8 protein-coding genes are annotated in these 18,169 nt (G+C 62.0%); 3 read left to right on the top strand and 5 right to left on the bottom strand.

Going from position 1 to position 18,169, the window contains the following annotated elements; genetic code table 11:
* Positions 1 to 585: 585 nt before the first annotated feature.
* Positions 586 to 1,506 (bottom strand): DUF1559 domain-containing protein, encoded by a 921-nt coding sequence (locus Pan216_RS13550; RefSeq protein ID WP_419193629.1) that lies wholly within the window; start codon positions 1,504 to 1,506, stop codon positions 586 to 588.
* Between the two features lie 469 nt (positions 1,507 to 1,975).
* Between Pan216_RS13550 and Pan216_RS13545 the strand changes: the two genes are divergently transcribed.
* The 3 genes from Pan216_RS13545 to Pan216_RS13535 all read left to right on the top strand — a co-directional run bounded on the left by Pan216_RS13545 (position 1,976) and on the right by Pan216_RS13535 (position 5,961).
* Entirely contained in the window at positions 1,976 to 4,030 is a 2,055-nt protein-coding gene (locus Pan216_RS13545; protein WP_419193628.1) for a prolyl oligopeptidase family serine peptidase, read from the top strand.
* Between the two features lie 237 nt (positions 4,031 to 4,267).
* Complete coding sequence (locus Pan216_RS13540) at positions 4,268 to 5,149, top strand: amidohydrolase family protein (RefSeq protein ID WP_145258501.1); 882 nt, start codon at positions 4,268 to 4,270, stop codon at positions 5,147 to 5,149.
* A complete protein-coding gene (locus Pan216_RS13535; protein WP_419193675.1) occupies positions 5,149 to 5,961 on the top strand; it encodes an amidohydrolase family protein in 813 nt (270 codons plus the stop codon). Before Pan216_RS13540 ends, Pan216_RS13535 begins: the two co-directional genes overlap by 1 nt.
* Positions 5,962 to 6,031: 70 nt before the next feature.
* On the opposite strand, the gene Pan216_RS13530 is transcribed toward Pan216_RS13535, so the two are convergent.
* From Pan216_RS13530 to Pan216_RS13515, 4 genes are all read right to left on the bottom strand, one after another.
* Positions 6,032 to 9,124: a serine/threonine-protein kinase gene (locus tag Pan216_RS13530; RefSeq protein ID WP_145258499.1), complete on the bottom strand. Its 3,093-nt coding sequence runs from the start codon at positions 9,122 to 9,124 to the stop codon at positions 6,032 to 6,034.
* A gap of 117 nt (positions 9,125 to 9,241) precedes the next feature.
* Positions 9,242 to 13,519 (bottom strand): tetratricopeptide repeat protein, encoded by a 4,278-nt coding sequence (locus tag Pan216_RS13525; RefSeq protein ID WP_145258498.1) that lies wholly within the window; start codon positions 13,517 to 13,519, stop codon positions 9,242 to 9,244.
* 90 nt (positions 13,520 to 13,609) lie between these two features.
* Complete coding sequence (locus Pan216_RS13520; protein ID WP_145258497.1) at positions 13,610 to 15,025, bottom strand: ammonium transporter; 1,416 nt, start codon at positions 15,023 to 15,025, stop codon at positions 13,610 to 13,612.
* A gap of 1,257 nt (positions 15,026 to 16,282) precedes the next feature.
* Positions 16,283 to 18,127, bottom strand: a complete 1,845-nt coding sequence (locus tag Pan216_RS13515; RefSeq protein WP_419193627.1) for a CotH kinase family protein — start codon at positions 18,125 to 18,127, stop codon at positions 16,283 to 16,285.
* Positions 18,128 to 18,169 lie beyond the last annotated feature (42 nt).

Genomic DNA, 18,169 nt, shown 5'->3' with positions numbered 1-18,169 from the left:
CATCTAGGTTTTAGGGTGCCACTGGCTGCTTGTCAGCCAGTGAGAAGTGATCGTGGGTTCCACAACCCGACATCTAGCGTTTGACGCAGCACTAGGCTTCGTTTCAAAAGTAGGTCGTCGGCCCGAGGCTCAGCCAATCGGTGCGGGTCGAGGAGGGCGAAGCAGGCGAATCCGCGGGATTCGTCGATGCAGCTCGACAAAGTCCCGTGCCGATGCAGCGAGTCGAAGCCAGAGCCGAGTTTTGAGACGGAGCCTAGCAGCCCGTTGATCTATTCGCTGCCGGCTACGAACGGCCCTCTTGACCAATCGCGGCGTCGAAAAAAACTCGGCGAATCTACGGATTCGCCTGCGTTTGTTCTCCTTGATCTTGGCCAACATGGCTCGTCCTCGCCTTGGCCCGCTCAAATCAACGGACTGCCAGGCTCCTGGATTGGTTCATTCACTGACGAAACGACTCTTGGGTGCCATGCCCACGCCGGTTGTGGGCATGCGGGAAACACGTGGCGCTCGAGAAAACGCTCGCTTGATGTTGGTGGACAAGAACCCTGGGGCACCGGGTTCACGTTCGGTCCGAAGCGCTACTTCTTAGGGATCGATGATTTCGCCACCGGCTCGGGTGCCCATGGCGTGGAAAATGTCTCGGTCGGTCGAGTTGCCGACGAAGTGCACCGAACCATCGACGAGCGCGACGTTGACCCCGCCGGGATGGTAGCTGCGAGCGTAGATCTCTCGATTGGAGAGACCGACGACCGACCGGCAGGGAGCTTGCGGCCAGATGGTCGACTTGCAGGTGTAGATGACATCTTCGAGGAGAGGATTGGGCGGCTCGAGCGCCGTGAAGGCATACCCACCACCATGCGGTCCACTACCCCAGTAGCCACCGCCGGCTCCCCACGCTCCGCTCACCGCGGGGGTGCCGCGCGCGATGACTTCACTAAGAAGGATTGTCTTGCTGATCCCATCGACCACATCCCGCATCGCGGCGTTGGAATGATACCAGAACATGCCGGTCGAATTGCTGGCGGAGTTCGTGATGTGGTTCTTGCCGTAGAGTCCGACATAGCTTCCCTGAAAACATCGGGTCGCACTCGCGCCCCCCTGGGCCGGCATCGAGGGATCCGACGGGCACATGAAGACGGGAATCGACGCCCCGTGAACGTCAGCAGATCCCTGCCAGACGTAGTCCGGATCCTCTTCGACATATCTCTCGAAGAGGTTGGTCTGATCGACATAGGGCAAGAGGCGATGGAACCAGGTATCGCGGCGAAGCGTCACGTTGGAGGGCTCGCCGCGATAGCCGTACGGAAAGAGATTGTGGGAATCGTGATAGTTCTGGAGGGCGAGCGCGACTTGTTTGAGGTTACTTGTGCAATGGGTCTTGCGCGCGGCTTCGCGGGCCTGCTGCACGGCGGGCAAGAGCAGGGAGACCAACACTCCGATGATCGCGATAACGACCAGGAGTTCAACAAGAGTGAACGCGGCGACTCGCCGAGGATAGCGTGACATCAAAGTCTCCCTCTTGGTGGAGAAGAACGTAGAGAACATCAATCGGTTTGCGGAAGGTGGGCGACAAGAGGTAGCAGCACCTCGATCGCTTCTACTTCGTTGGCTCATCGCGTGGGGCGCGACGCATCACGCTCGGGGAGCGGGCGAACACACTGATTAAATGATAGCCGGTGTTGGCGCTCGCTACTAGCTAAGTTGGCGCGCATCGCGAAAGAAAGATACAAAAACACCTTTCGCATGCGCGCATCGCTGGCAGTCGCGTCTAGAGATGAGGCATTTTCCTCGCGATGGAGAATGACGCCAGGGCGCGGAAGTCACCGCGCCGGGAGGAGACGGTGGGCCGCTTGGTTGACAAACTGGTGATCGATCGGCTGCCGGCTCTCTCGCCACCAACGACCAATCCCATTGGCGGCCAACTTCTGGTACCATCGCGGCAACGATTGAGTAACCACGACAACGGAGAACATACGTGCAACGATTCAGTGTTCGGTGGCCGGCTTGGCATTGGCTCCTCGTATTGAGTCTTGCCACGGCGGTGACGACTCAAGCTCTTGGTGACGGCCCCAAGGACAACATCCCCACCGAGGTTCGCCCGATTCCTCCAATCGGGATCGAGGTTCCCGAGGCCGACCGAAAGGAACTCGAGCAAGGTTTGTCCCAGCTTCGCACGCTGATCGAGCAACTCAAGTCGAACCAGAAGGCTCCACCCGAACGGCTCGCCGACATCATCATCTACGAGCGTGCGGTCTCCGATGCCCTGGAGCATCGGGAGTTTTTCTCGAAGGGGGATATCAACGCCGCGAAGGAGCTTCTCCGCGAGGGCGCCGAGCGGGCGAAGCAGTTGGCAAAGGGGGATGCCCCCTGGACGCGAGCGACGGGACTCGTGCCGCTCGGTTACGTTTCCAAGATCGATGGTTCGGTCCAGCCCTACGGCTTGGTCATTCCCGAGAGTTACTCGCCGACCGGAACCGACGCGGTCCGCTTGGATCTGTGGTTTCACGGCCGGGGTGAGAAGCTCAGCGAGGTCAGTTTCCTCAATCAGCGGCGCAAGCGGGCTGGCCAGTACGCTCCCAAGGAGACGATCGTCTTGCATCCGTACGGCCGCTACTCCAACGCGTTCAAGTTCGCCGGCGAGGTCGATGTGCTCGAGGCGTTGGAGGACGTCGAACGCCGCTACCGGATCGACCCCGATCGCATCAGCGTCCGCGGGTTCTCGATGGGCGGAGCGGCATGCTGGCAGTTCGCGGTTCACTACGCCGATCGCTGGTTCGCCGCGAATCCGGGGGCGGGGTTCTCCGAAACGCCGGAGTTCCTGAAGACCTTCCAACAGGAGGCGCTCGCGCCAAGCTGGTACGAGCAACGACTCTGGCGACTCTACGACTGCCCCGGCTATGCCATCAACCTCTTTCACTGTCCGACGATCGCCTACAGCGGAGAGCTTGACAAGCAGAAGCAAGCGGCCGACATCATGCAGGAGGCCCTCGCTCAACAGGGCATCGACTTGGTCCACATCATCGGCCCGGAAACCAAGCACTCGATCCATGCCGACTCGAAGGAGGAGATCGAGCGCCGGATGGCGAGCCTCGCCGAGGTCGGCCGTCGTCACGTCCCACGCACGCTCCACTTCGCCACCTTCACGCTCAAGTACAACCGCATGAAGTGGCTGACGGTCGATGCCCTGGACAAGCACTGGGTGCCGGCGCGGGTCGATGCCGAGATCGTCGGGGACGACGCGCTGAGCGTCTCGACGAGCAACGTCGAAGCGTTGACGTTCGCGATGCCGCCCGGACGATGCCCGCTCGACATCACCAAGTCGCCCGAGATCACGATCGACGGCCAGAAGCTATCGGCTCCCAAGCCGAAGTCCGACCGCTCCTGGGATTGTTCGCTTCATCGCACGGAGAAGGGGTGGGTTGTCGGTCCCTTGAAGGATGATGGACTCCGCAAGCGACATGACCTGCAGGGCCCCATCGACGACGCCTTCATGGACTCGTTCGTCTTCGTCCGTCCCACGGGAACGTCGACCCACGAGGCGGTCCAGCAATGGACGACGTCCGAGCTCGACCGGGCGATCGAGCATTGGCGCAAGCATTTTCGGGGCGAAGCGCGTGTCGTCGACGACACCGACGTCGATGAGAAGCTCATCGCCAACGCGAACTTGGTTCTCTTCGGCGATGCGACCAGCAACCAAACGATCGCGAAGGTACTCGGCAAGCTACCTATCAAGTGGGACGAGGCGAAGGTCACGGTCGGGGACAAGAGCTTCGAGGCAGCGCACCATGCTCCAATCTTGATCTATCCCAATCCGCTCAACCCCGATCGCTACGTCGTGCTCAACAGTGGTTTCACCTACCGGAGCTACGCTTACCTAAACAACGCTCGCCAAGTCCCGATGTTACCCGACTGGGCGGTCATCGATCTTCGGGAACCGCCGAACAGCCAGCACCCCGGCAAAATCGTCACAGCGGGGTTCTTCGACGAAGACTGGCAGTGGCAACCCGGCTACCAAGCGGCGGAGAAGTAAACGTTCTCGCGCGGACCAGGCTCGCCTCGGTTCCTCGAATGCTTTGTCAGATCTAAAAGGTCCGGTGGCACTGGCTGCTGGTCGGCCAGTGAGAAGTGATCGTGGATCGACAACCCGAAAACGAGCGTTTGACGCAGCACTAGCAACCCGTCTCAACCCCATGGGGGAACGATGCCTCTTCCTCGACGATCCGAGTCTTCCTCGATGATGCGCTGGCAGGGGAGTCGGCGCACGTGGATGAGGACAACGGCCGCCTCCGCGTTAGCCGCGACGTGGGGGCAAGCGGAAGGGCAACAACCGAATGAGCCGCGAATCGACACGGCGCGAGCGGTCGGCGAAGTGTGGGACAGCCACACCCATCTCGCGACCTTTGCCGGACGGACGCCGGAGGAGAAGGCGGAGCAAGCACTGCAATTCGCCCGCCGCATGGGCATCGCCAGGCTGGTCACCTTCATGGGATGGCCACTTCTTCAGTCGCCGACTCGGGAACAGATCCGCGAGCAGAACGATCAAGTCTTGGCGGCACTGCGCGCCGATCCGTGGCGGCTTCTCGGCTATGTCTACGTCAATCCGACCGACGTCGAGGGGAGTCTTGCGGAGATTCGGCGCTGCGTCGCCGACGGTCCGATGGTCGGAATCAAACTCTGGGTCGCCGAGCGATGTTCCCACGCTCAACTCGATCCCATTGTCGAACTCGCGACCGAGCTCGATGCCGTGATCTACCAGCACACGTGGATCAAGACGACGGGCAATTTGCCTGGAGAATCGACCCCGGCGGATCTGGTCGAACTGGCGGCGCGTCATCCGACGGCCAAATTGATCTGCGGCCATTCGTGTGGGACGTGGGAACTCGGATTGCGCATCGTCCAGCAGTCTCCATCGCTCCGGTTCGAGATCGCCGGGACCGACCCGACGGCGGGAGTGACCGAGCGTGCCGTCGACGTGTTGGGAGCCGAACGGGTTATCTTCGGCAGCGACGCGGGAGGGCGGAGCTTCGGTACCCAGTTGGCGAAAATGCTGGGAGCCGACATCTCGGACGCCGACAAGTCGCTCATTCTCGGCGGCAATCTTCGCGAACTGCTTCGCCCGATCCTGACCTCCAAGGGACTGTTTTCGTGATGCCGCCCCTCGAGCTTCCACGCTACGCGCCCATCATCGATGTGAACGTTCACCTCTCTCGTTGGCCCTTTCGTCGGTTGCCCGATGACGAGCCCGAGCGATTGGCGAAGCGTCTCCGCGATCAGGGCGTCGCGTCGGCCTTGGCCTCCTCCTTCGACGGGCTGCTACATCTCGATCTGGGAGAAGTGAACCGTCGACTGGTCGACGCGTGCGCGAGCAAAGGGCAGGGCGTGCTGACACCGGTCGGGGCCGTCAACTTGGCGCTTCCGAATTGGGAGTCGGAGGTTCGGTGGTGTGCCCGGACTCCCGAGGTGGTGGGAGTTCGCCTATGGCCGGGCTACCATGATGTCGGACTCGACGATCCGCGCTTCGACGATCTCTGCGCCGCCTGCGCCGAGGAGAGTCTTCTCCTCCAACTCGTCATGCGACTCGAGGACGCCCGCACGGAGCATCCTCGCTTTCGATCGCGAAAGGTCGAACTCGCGGCGCTGCCGGACCTGCTGCGGCGACACCCCAGGCTTCGGGTCATCCTGCTCAACCCCGGAAAGGACGTCTCCGCCGAGGCCGCGGGAAAGCTCGCCCAGGCGGGCAACCTCTACTTCGATATCGGCATGATCGAGGGAACGGGAGCGATCGGACTGCGCCGCTATCTCACGCCGGCGCTTGCCGAGCGATTGCTGTTCGGATCGCACTCGCCTTTCTTCTATTTCGCGGCGACGACGTTACGGCTCCACGAGTGTCAGCCGAAGGAGCGGGATCTGAAGGGGATTCTCCACGCGAACGCTCGGCGTCTGCTCGATCGTCCGCGATAGACACCGCTACCAGAGTGGATTCTCGGCACGGTGGTCGCCTGACGGCGATGAGCCGCGCGGAAGTCGGACGTTAGGACGAGGTTGAGCCGAAGTCGGACGCCAGAGCGACTCCCTCGGGGGCGAGAGTCCGAATCGTGATGATGCGGATGGTCTCTGGATCGCCGTCGCTAAGGATCTGCCACCCGGAGTCGATCGCTTTGGCCAGTCGTGTGAAGACACTCTTGTTCGGACTTTCGGGGACCAGGGCGTAGCGCGTCGTCGTGCTCTCGATCTCGGCGACTTCGCTCGGCTCGGCGTTGTCGATGACTCGTTCGACCGTCTGGCGGAGCGCCGCCGAGTCGCGCGACTGGCTCTGTTGGATCGCGTCGACGATGGTCTCCGCGCCTAGTTGTTCGGAAATGAACTCGCGTCCCGACTGCGCAATCTCTTGGGCCAGGGACGAGATGGAGGCCTCGCGCCAAAGGGTCAGGATCTTCTTCCAACTCCGCTCGGTCTTTTGCAGCAGCTTCTTCGCGACGGCGTCGTCGAAGTCCTTGAAGTGGTGTTTGCGTTGGATTCGCTGCCATTGATCGGCGGCCGCGCCCAACGAACGACTCCCGTCGGGAAAGACCAGTTGGCTGCGTGATCGCTCGGCGGAACTCGTCTTCGAGGGGCGTTGCCATGTATCGATGACGGCGTCCATCTTCTTGGTCACCCTGGCGACGTCGTCGGCTTGACGATCAATCACGCTCGTGATCGCTCCGAGGAGGTCGGTCGCGTCGCGAGCGAATTGGAACTCGAGTTTGTCGCGAATGAACTGAACCCACGCGTCGAGAAAGTCGGGGTTCGACGAGAGTGTCCATTGGTCGGTATCACGCTGCCGGGAAAAGTTCGAGGGCCCGCCGGTGACGCGTTTTTGAGAGGACATGATCCCCACGACGCGCACGAGCGACTCGCCCGAGGTCACCAGTTGTCGTCGTTTTCGTTCGACCTCCTCGCGCCCGGACCGGATCTGAGCTTCGAAGGTCTCGCGCCACTGGGACAGAACATGCTGGCACCGACTCCAGCGCGGTCCCGGACCGACGAGGAGTTGGGAGGTCAGCCGGTCGATGACGCCTTCCATCTCCCGTAGTTGGGAGCGAGTGAACGACTCGATGGCGCGCAAGAGATCGGTGTTGGCCGAGGTGCTCGACGGGTCGACCAACGCCTGTAGCTCCGCTTGCAGCGACGTCGCGAATTGGGGCGTGCCTCGTTGCGTCGAGGCGGGGAGTTTGGCTTGGAACGTGGCCAGCTCCTGTTGGACGATCTTCGAGAGGTGGCCCGCGCTGGCTTGGCGAAGTCGACGCACGACGGACGGGAAATCGGACTTCCCCTGCGTCAGCGCCTTGTGGCCCAACGACTCGGCTTCCTTCGTCTCCCGAACGTTCAAGCTTCGCTTCCATTCGCCGAGCAGTTGTTGGCAGAGGCGACGATTGCTTTCGAGAACCATGTCCTCGCGCGGAAAACGCAGCGCGGCGAGGGCGACGGTACGGACGCTCGGTTCGGCACTTTCGGTTCCCGCGGGCTCAAGTCGCTCGGCGACCTCTTCTCGGGCAAGCTCCACGAGGAACTCGCTCGCTTGCTGAGCCATGTCGGGGGCGTCGGCGTCGAACTGATAGCTGTAGTCGAAGTGGACTCTTTGAAAGTGAGTGGCGATCGCCTCGGCGAGGGAGGCAAGGGGACTCGCCGGATTGCGAAGCGAATGCGACTCGGGATGTTTGCCGGAACCGCTCGAGGTAACGATCAGGCTGGAGAGATGAATATCGCCCATCACCTCCTTGGAGCATCCGCGAAGGATATCCAAGCAGTGATGAACCCAAGCGGCTTTGCTCGATCCACGGCCATCGTCGTCAATCACGACATAGAGCCGGCAGCAGGGGGCGAGTTCGGCGTCCTCCGCGCGAAGTTGTTCGAGCTCCGACCGAATCCGCAGCGCCGTCGTCGAATCCTGTTCGTAGTCCTGGAAGATGGTGGTGTCGCCACCCGAATTCTGGGCGGGGTCGGCACTCTTCGGATCAACCGCGACGAGGCGCGTCGACGGCTTGTCGCGATGCAGAGCCGACAAACGGAGCCGTTCGATCACGGCCCGCCCCGATTTGCCCAACCCGACAATCAACGTCGGTTTCGAACCATGGCGTGGCTCGACGACGAACTCGTCGCTGTTCGGCTTCGTCGCCGCCTCGGATTGTGTCGTTTGAGCTTGCTGAGCCTCGAAGGGCTTCTCCCGAGTTCCATCGGAAAGATCGTCGCGGAACAGGGGATTGGAGACGGCAACGCTGGCCGAACCGCTGACGCCGTAGGGCACGTCGATCAGTCGTTGGACGAACTCCGTGCAGCTCGAGTAGCGGGCCGCGGGATCCCTGCTCAACGCGCGGCGAACGATGGTTTGATCCTTGGGAGGCAGAGGGGAGAGGTTCGGCTCGGCCATGACCTTTTGCAGCATCCACTGCATCGGGTTCGAGGCGCGAAACGGGCGATGCCCCGTCAGCATCTCCTGGTAGACGATCGCGAGACTGTATTGGTCGGTGCGGTCGGTCACCTTGTCGTCGTACATCTCGGGAGCGGCGTAAATGGGCGTCACCGCGGTGGAGACCTGTTGCTCCGCGAGTCCGCGGCAGGCTTTCGCCAAACCGAAGTCGGCGACCTTGACGTGACCGCGGACGACAAAGATGTTCGCGGGCTTGATGTCGAGGTGCTGGATGCCGAACTCGGAGTTGATCAGGTCGAGGGCCTCGGCCGATTCGTGCATGTAGCGAAGCAGTTCCCGGCGGGGAATGCCGACGAGACCGCCACGGGTACACGCGTCCATCCGATCCTGCAAGTCGTGATCGGCGAGTTCCATCACGATCACGAGCGAGTCGTCGACGATCTCGAAGCGGTCGATGGAGAGGAGAAAGGGATGTCGTACGTCACGAAGTTGCAAGAGCCCATGCAGTTCCCGATCGATCTGCTTGCGATCGGCCTTCTTGCCCGAGACGTCGGTGACGACCTTGACGGCTTTCTGCAAGCCGCCGGGAGCCTCGACTTTCCAGACCTCGCCGAACCCACCGACTCCGATCGGTTCGAGGACGCGGTAGCCGGGCAAGAGCTCCGTGTCGGGAACGATCTTCCCGGAAAGTCTCATCGTTCGCGTCTTGTTGACCATTGACGAATATTTCCTGGAGGGGACAGGATGACGTCCATTCAGTCCGACTCGCTACGGTTTCCTCGTGCGTGGGCCGGCCAGCGTCGACAAGACGCTGGGGCCATGGGGTGATGTTTGCTAGCGCGACGAATCGTCATCGGCGACACCGACCAATTCCGGTTGCGGCTCTTCCTCCCGCTTGGCACGGGAAAAGTCGACGCGCGATCCGTCACGCTCTTCCAAGAGGCGAAACGCTTGCTCGAAGTCCTCGCAGGCTCGCTCGTGGTCGCCCATCGTTCGCCGCGCCCGAGCTCTTCCCAAAAAGCACGCCAATGACTCCCCGTCGAGCGCCATCGCGTCGCTGAAGTGGGTGACCGCGCTCTCGAGTTTGTTCTCTCCGGCCAGCAAGTCGCCTTGTTCGCAAAGCGCCGCGGCCAATTCTTGGCGATAACGCGGGACGTCGTCCCGTAAGTCGACCGCCGCCCGAAGGTCACTTAGACGCCCCGCAAGATCCTCGAGCCGCGCGCGAACCAGGCCGCGCAGGAAGAAGGCTTCCGCATCGACTTGGTCGTGCTCCAGCGCGGCGGAGAGCTCACGCTCGGCTTGCTCGAGGTGTCCCTGCTCGTAGAGACTCTTGCCCCGATCGCGCAACGCGACCGCGAGAGCGGAAGCGGCGGCCGGGTACTCCCCGTCGATACGCCGCAAGTATTCAATCGCCTCGTCGAGCTCTCCCAGGGAATGGTGGAGCAGGCCGACTTCGTAGATCGTTTCCTTGCGATCGCCACCGGTTTCGAGGGCCCGCAGCATATCGGCCAAGGCGTCGTCGAGTCGCTGTTCTTCCTGGTGCACCTTGCCACGCGCGGCGTAGGAATCGCCCAGCCACTCGGTCGACTCGTCGTCCTCGGGTTTCATCGACAGGGAGTTCTCGAGGTCGTCGATCGCGTGGTCGTAGCGGCCTTCCATCCGATAGGAGAGTCCCCGGCACTTGTAGACGTCGCCGTTGACGAGTCCCTCGTTGAGGGCCTTGGTGAAGTAGTCGATCGCTTCGAGATGATCGTGTCCATCGAGACGCTGGCAACCGATCTTGTAGTAGCAGCGACCCACGACCTTCTCTTCATCCTCGATCCCGAGCCGGAAGGCCTTGTTCGCGTCTTGCAGGGCGTTGTCGTAGTCTTCCAGTTCGAAGCGAATCCCGGCGAGGTCGTAATAGCCCGCGCCGAAGTCGGGGCTTAGTTCGATGGAGCGCTCGAAGTCCTCGCGGGCGGTGCTGAGGTCGCCCTCACTCTGACGCAGTTTGCCGCGATCACGAAGGCAGCAACTGGCCTGCTTGCGGTAATCCGCTTTCCGCGAGTCGAGCTCCACCGCTTCGCAGTAGTGGAGGATCGCATCCTCGTACTGCTCCAGCGAGTGATAGGCCCGGCCGATGAGGTGATGGGCCTCGGCGTGATTCGCGTGCGATGAGATGACGCCCATCAAATCGTCGATGGCGCTTTGGTGCTGCCCCTGTTCGATGAGCGCTCGGCTGCGCCCGAGGATGGCGGGAAGGCTATCGGGTTCGAATTCGATCGCGCGGCAGAAATCGGCGATCGCCCGGGTGTGGTCTTCCAGCTCGAGATACGACTCGCCGCGGCGGACGTAGTACTCGGGGACTTGGGAGGCTCCCTGAATCGCTTTGGTGTAACATTCGATCGCCGACTCGTAGACCCCTTCGGAGAAGTAGACCTTCCCCATGCGGCCATGCGCGGGGGCGAATCGTGGCATGCGAGTGACCGCTTCGCGGTACTTTTGCAGCGCCTTGCCCGAGTCGCGATCCTGTTCGAAGAGATGATCCCCCCACGAAAGATAGACCGACGCGAGTGCCAAACCGTAGTGATCTCGCTGGTTCTCGTCGAGTTCCTGAGCCTTGGCGTAGTGCAAGAGGGCGTTGGGGTACTGCTCGTCGATTTGGTAGGCGTCGGCCAAGTGGGTGTGGGCTTCGACGAAGTCCTCCTTCAACTCGATCGCCTTCTGGTAGTCGTGGATCGCTCGCTGCGTGTCCTCGGCCGCGATGTACGCCAGCCCGCGTTTGTAGAGCACGACCGGATCGGCGCCGATGTGCTCGACCACGCGCGTGTAGTCGGCGATCGATTGGGAGAAGTGGCCGGCGCAGTAGAGGGCCTCGGCCCGATTGAAGTAGGGTTCCGGTTTCGCGTAGAAGGGGTCGCCGGCGGAGGAGCCTTCCGAGATCGCGTGCGAATAGTGCTCAATCGCCTCATCAAAGAGCCCCAACTGGTGCATCGCGACGGCACAGCCATAGTAGGCGGCGACGTGGGCGCCATCGAGCCGAAGGACATGGCGAAAGAGATCGATCGCTTCGCGGTACTGTTCGATGTCGAAGTAGACCTTGGCGAGTCCGTAGAGCGCCTCGACGTGGTTGGGCTCTCGATGGGTCGCCTGTTGATAGTCCTCGATCGCCTCCTCGTGGCGGCCGAGGTCCCTTTTGGCGGCGGCCCGGAAACAGTACGCGTCGACCCGTTCCTCATCGAGCCCAAGTGCCTTGTTGTAGTCGTCAATCGCCCGGGACAGTTCTGTTTGGGAACGCGACTCGGCGACCGACGCGGTGGATGCTCCGCGAAAGATGACCGGCTTCTCGCCCGTGGCGGTGTGAAAGCGATCCTTCTCGCCCGACTGGTGTTGGTCGCTCTCGACCGAGAGTCCGCTCTCGGCGGTGTGGACCGAGCCTTCCGCGGTCGAGGTCGAGGTGGAAAGCCCGCCTCCGCTCTCCTTGACGGCGACGCCGCGGAAGAGCTTCACCTTCTGTTTGCGATCGCGGGCCTTGGCGTGATGGGCTTGCCCCCGCGCGACGTAGAGATCGGGGTTGGACTCGTCCTTGAAGATCGCCTCGGTGAAGTCGTCGATCGCGGTCGTGAAGTTCTCGCTGCGGGTGAACGCCTTGCCGCGGTAGTAATAGGCCTCGACCAGATGACGGTCGATCTCGACCGCCTTGGTGAAGTCATCGATCGCCTTGGAGAGATCGTCTCGTTCGAGAAAGGCGATGCCGCGCGTCGTGTGGCTCTCGGCGAGACTCGCCCGATATTGAGCACGCGCCTTGCGCTGCGTGAGCGGGTTGGAGTGCTCGATCGCGCGCTTGAAGTCCTCGATCGCTTCGTGTTCCTTGCCGAGCTTCTGATAGGCTTGCCCGCGCCGATGATAGACATCGCTCTTCTTGGAGAGCGACGGGATGACGGCGTTGTAGGCGAGGATTGCCTGGGCGAAATCGGTCGCTTCGAAGAGGGCCTCCGCCAGTCCAAGGCGGGTTTCCGCGCTCGAGTCGCCGTGGGTGATCGCTTCCGCGAAGTATTCGCTCGCATCCCGGTAGTGCCCCGACGCGAGGCACTGACGAGCGATGTCGACGTAGTCGGCGGCCGACTGGGGGACTTTCCCCTCGACGAACGGCTTGGCCCGCCCGGCACCCTCTTGGTCGGCCGGCTCGTTGGCTTCCTCGTCTTGCTGCTCCTCGACCAACATCGAGTAGAGCCGGTTCTCGGTCAGTTCGAGAAGACTACGCTCGTCGCTCTCGGCCGAGGGAGCGCCCCCGGTCGAATGCCCCTTCCCGTTGGCGTCGGCGAGAGGATCCTTGGTCTCGAAGGCCTCGGCCAATTGGTCGGCGAACTCGCGACACGACCCAAACCGCGCCTTCGGGTCGGGGGAGAGTGCCTTGCGGACGACGACTTCCTCGCCCGGATCGAGCGCGTCGAGCGAGAGCTCACCCTTGAGCTTCAAGTCGATGATCTCGTTAACGTGTTTTCCCTCGAAGGGGAGTTTGCCGCAGCGAAGCTCGACGTACGTCAGCGCGAGGGAGTACTGATCGCTGGTGTCGGTCACTTGGCCGGAGTACGACTCGGGAGCCCCATAGGGGATCAAGCTGTGCCGGGAGTGCCAATTGGAAGCATCCGGCAGCAGCTTCATCAATCCCAAGTCGCCGACCATGACCTCGCCGTTCTTGAGGAAGATGTTGGCCGACTTGACATCGCGATGGGTCAGTCCCGATTCGACGAGATAGTCGATCGCCTCGGCGGCTTGGGTCGTGTAGGTGAGCAGTGTTCGCGAGTCCAAGCCGGCCTGATCGACCTCGAGCGACTCATCGAGCATGTCCTTGAGCGTCGTGTCGCAGAGCGTCATGACGATCATCAACCACCCCTCGATCGAGGTGGCGGAGTGGATCTCCAAGAGATGGCGATGGCGAATATTCTGACTCTCGATGCGATCGAGGATGTCCCGCTCGGCGTTGGACGCGCCGCTGACGAATTTGATGGCGACCGGCTCACTGCCGTCGTGGGCCTCCGCCTTCCAGACCTGTCCGAAACCGCCGTTGCCGAGGCATTCGGTCAGCGTGTAGCCGACTCCGTTGGCGGCTGAGTTCGGATTGAAAGCCATGATGGTTCCCTTGGCGCTGTAACTCGATGATCATCTACTGGAACCGCTCCGACGTCACTGCGGTGGCGGACCGTCACGAAGCCACCCGACTCACTCGACAATCTGAAAATTGTGGTAGGCCGCGTATCCATGTTCACCGGCGTCCAAGCCGTCGATTTCCTCGTCCTCCGAAACGCGAAGTCCGATCGTGTATTTGATGGCGAGGAACATCACGGTGGCGGTCACGATCGTCCAGCCGAAGACCGCGACGATGCCGAGGAATTGCCACCCCAACTGTTCCCAACCGCCTTTGAAGAAGAGTCCGTTCAACGGGGCGCCGTCGCCGCCCCCTTCCGAGAAGAGACCTAGCGAGAGGGTGCCCCACGCGCCGCAGACCCCATGGACGGAGATCGCCCCGACGGGGTCGTCGACCTTCGCGACGTGATCGAAGAAGACGACCGAGAGCACCACCAGGAGTCCCGCGACCAGTCCGATGATGAGCGAACTGATGATCGAGACCCAGGCACACGGGCAGGTGATCGCGACCAAGCCCGCGAGGGCGCCGTTGAGCGCCATCCCCGCATCCCACTTGCCGAAGCACCAGCGTGAGAGAAACAGGGCGCCCACCACGCCGGCGGCAGCGGCCGCGTTGGTCGTGCAAGCGATGTGGGCGATGTCTGTCCCCACGAGCGCCATCGTGCTACCCGGATTGAAGCCAAACCAGCCGAGCCAGAGGATGAAGACCCCGAGCGTCGCGAGCGGAATGTTGTGACCCGGAATGGCTCGCACACTTCCCGACGGGCCGAATTTGCCGATTCGCGGCCCGAGCACGATCGTGCCGACGAGGGCCGCCCAGCCCCCGACGCTATGAACCACCGTCGACCCGGCGAAGTCCCAGAAACCGAGTTCGGCCAACCACCCGCCGCCCCAAATCCAGTGCCCGGAGATGGGATAGATCAACGCGGTCAGGACGACCGAGTAGGCCATGTAGCCGATTAGCTTGGTTCGCTCCGCCATCGCTCCCGAGACGATCGTCGCCGTCGTCCCCGCGAAGACCAACTGGAAGAAGAAGGCCGCTTCGATCGGCACCGGCGTCCACTTGATCGGTTCGAAGTTGGAGATCACCTCACTGCCGTCGGCGCCCGAGAGGGTGATGTCGAACTGATGGAGAAAGAACCCGCTGTCACCGGTGAATGGGTTGCCGACGCTGAACATCAAGCCGAAGCCGACCGCCCAGAAGAGGATGCTCGCGAAACTGAAGTCGAGCAGGTTCTTCATGCAGATATTGACGGCGTTCTTCGCGCGGGTGAACCCGGACTCGACCAGGGCGAACCCGGCCTGCATGAAGAAGACGAGAAACGCGGCGAGCATGGTCCAAAGCGTATCGAGGTCAACGTTCTTCGCATCGACGGCTTGCTGAAGCTCGGCGAGAGTCGGCTCGGCAGCGTCGAGCGCTTGCGGAAGAAACAGGAGGGAAAGTATCGTCGCGGCATGAAAGAAGAGAGAGGGGTGGAAGCGTTTGATCATGTGTATGGGTCTCCAGAGACTTATGTCCACCAACGCTCGGAACGGTCTAGCGCTTGGCGAATGGTGACTTCCTCCCTTGGCCGCGGTCCTTCGACGGACACACGTACACACAGCCGTTCAGACCGACTACGGTCCCAACAGGACAGTCACGCCATCAAGCCCCGTCCCACGCTCGCGGGAACGGTCTCAATGACGCTTATCTGGATTGCTGTGTGCCACTTCACCTTCAAGTCTGCAACAACAGTGCCGTAGTGCTCTAAATGCGGTAGATTGCTGGAGACCTTCGACGGACCAACTCCCCATCTCTTCGTCAAAAGCGGGAGTTCTTGAGCCGGTTTGCTGAAATTGTTCCTGGAACTGGAGATAGGGTGACCGATCGGTTCGATATTGATCGTCGCTCACTTGACGAAATTTCCTCCGCTCGTCGCTCGTCGTCGCCACGACCGCCCGCAAGACGTGCATCACTGCTCAATTCCGGATCACTAGACGTCTGGTCGGACGGCTTTGGCGAGCGTCTCCTTGGACACTCAAGCAAGTCGCGGAGTGGGGAAGCAAGGTCGATGGTTTCAAAGAGATTGAAACCGAGCGAGCGGTTCAACCCGATGCGTTGCGAGGGATCTAGCGGTTCCGCGGATCGTAGGAGCTAGGAAAACGACGGCCCGTTCGGTCCCTTCGCCGAACGGCCCTCGCAGCCGTCGCTGATTCCTCCGTCTCTGGAGAACACCCAAGCGTGAGTTCTGGCATCTGGCCACGCGAAGGCGTGAACCAATTGCCCCCGTTGATCTAATCGCTGGCGGCTACGAACGATACTCTTGACCAATCTCAGCGTCGAAGAAATTCGACGAGTCCACGGATTCGCCTGCGCTTCTTCTCCTTGATCTTGGCCAACCAACCCTTTCAACATCGTTTCGCGATCGATTGAGCAAGGTTGGGTTGTAGGCAACGTCTCAGAGAAGCTCTGGTTGTGGTATCTGCTCCACGCTACAGGCTCCCATCGACTGCATTGGATCTCCTGAGCCGCGAAGCGGCGGAGTTTCGCGGCCAATGAGGGCAACTCCTGGAAATGATGCCGGTCTAACAACGAATCCCCAGAGGAGCGGTGGTAGTTCGAAGGCTACCGTCGCCACTTTCGGAACTCGAACCACATCCATCCAAAACCAGGGAGTTGAAACCCCTGGCTGGCAACCGGCACCGCTGCCGTTCCTTCCGGATCCTGGATGGGGCGAAATCCGGAGACCCTTGGCCGTCACAACGCTTTCATCGGCGGCCGCGTTGCGACTCCGAACGTCCGCGAGGATTGTCCTCGACGGGCTCCTTGTACTTCCGGAGAAACGCGCGCCGCTCGTCGAGGAAGCCTCGAAGCGAGGAACTCTCGGCGTTCCTGCCGGGTCGCTTACTCGAGGTCGCTTGCTGGAAGGCTTCCAGGGAATCGAGCTTCTTCGTGTCGGCGGCGACGTCCTTCTCGATCAGTTCGACGCGTTGCGTGATGAACGGCTCCAAGTTTTCCCAGTCGAGTGACTTCTCGGCAATCTCCTTCACGTACGCGAGGTACTTCGCTCGCAGTTCCGGCACCGCCAGCAGACGACTTCGCAAGGGCATCCGCGGATTGTCGATCGCGACCAGGGGATCGAGGTCGACGCCGCCATGCCCCGGCCCGCCGGGACCACGCCGACCACCTGGCATGTCGGGAGGCCCGAATCCGCCGCGACCAAACCCGCCTGGGCCAGGTCCCGGTGGTCGTCGATCGTCGTTGGGGGGACGGCGAGCCTCATCCTGGCCAGGCTGTCCGAAGCGACCGCGAGGCCCGTCCGCTCGCTGTTCCTCTCCCCCTGCGAACGGTGGACGATCCGGTCCCGGACCCTCGGGACGCCCAAACCTCGGCGGGAATCCCGGCATGCCCGGCGGCGGACCTCCGGGACCGCGTCCAGGGCCGTGGCCACTGCGAAAGGCTTCGTTCATGTCGTGCGGAACGAGATGAAACCGCTTGTCGCTGTCCAGAAACAAGCTGTAGTCGCTAGCCCGTGTCCAGTAGCCGTCACTGTTGACCAGGGCGACGTCGAGCGCGAGAAAGCGTAGGGTCTCATCGATGTCCAGCATCGGTTCGAGTTCGCGCTCGAGATGCTCCAGCGGTGTTTCATTGAGTGTCCGGCAAAGCCGCACCAGGGCTTCCCACGCTTTCTTGCCATCCTTGGACTTCATGTCGAAGCGACTCTTGTACTCGTCGAGATCTTCCCCGAAGTAGCGCAGACCGCCGTCACCGCCGGGGCTCCCGCTGACCTTCCAACGCGTCCCTTTGGTCGACGGATAGTGCTCCCTCAGGAAGTCCTTGTTGAACTGCTGCGCATTGACATAGACGCCCCAGTTCTCACCATTGATCACGACGCGAACGTGGTTGGCTTTGGGAACGGGGATGTACTGACCGGCGATGTGCGAATAGAGGACCGTGCTCATGAAGGACGGGTCTCCGGCACTGTTGAGCAGGTTCAGGGTCTTGTAGCCATCGAGCCGCTGCTCCTCGTCGGCCAAGTCGATCGAGACGTTGAACGAACGTTTGTGTCCCGAGGGAACCATGCCGTAGGAGGACATGCCGCGAAAACGCATGCCGACGTTCGGATATCTCTTCCCATCGACGATCATTGTCGCGGGAACGTCGACATCGGTGCCGTGGAAGTCCTCGAGCTCCTTCTCCCAGTCATCGCTGGTGAACTCGAAGAAGATCGTTCGCATGACGTTGGCGTCGTAGAGGTCGGCGTCCGGGTAGTGCTTGACTTCATCGGGCGAGAGCCGACGTCCCGGGGAGGCCGGTTCGCGACGCCCTCGGCCCCGAGGGCCTCCGGGAGGGCCGAAGCCACGACGCTGATTGGCGCCCGACTTTGCTTCGGTTCGGGCCTTGGCTCGCTCGTCGTCGTTGAGCCAGCCGTCGTCGTTCTGGTCGAACTTCTCGACGAGCGCTCGGTCTTTTCGCGGCCCACCCGGGCCGAAGCCGCCCGGTCCGCCGGGACCGCGACGGCCCCCAAACCCTTGCGGGGGTTGAGCACTGGCGACGCTTGCCACGCCGAGCAGCAGTAGGGTCAGTCCCGTCGTCGCGCATGTGCCTAGCATTCTTGATCGTTCCATCAGCGTTCTCTCATCATGACGAGCCAT

The sequence above is a fragment of the Kolteria novifilia genome, assembly GCA_007748055.1.
GTDB classification, from domain to species: Bacteria; Planctomycetota; Planctomycetia; order Kolteriales; family Kolteriaceae; genus Kolteria; species Kolteria novifilia.
Note: the sequence above shows the minus strand (reverse complement) of the source record. Positions and strands in the feature narration are given on the sequence as shown.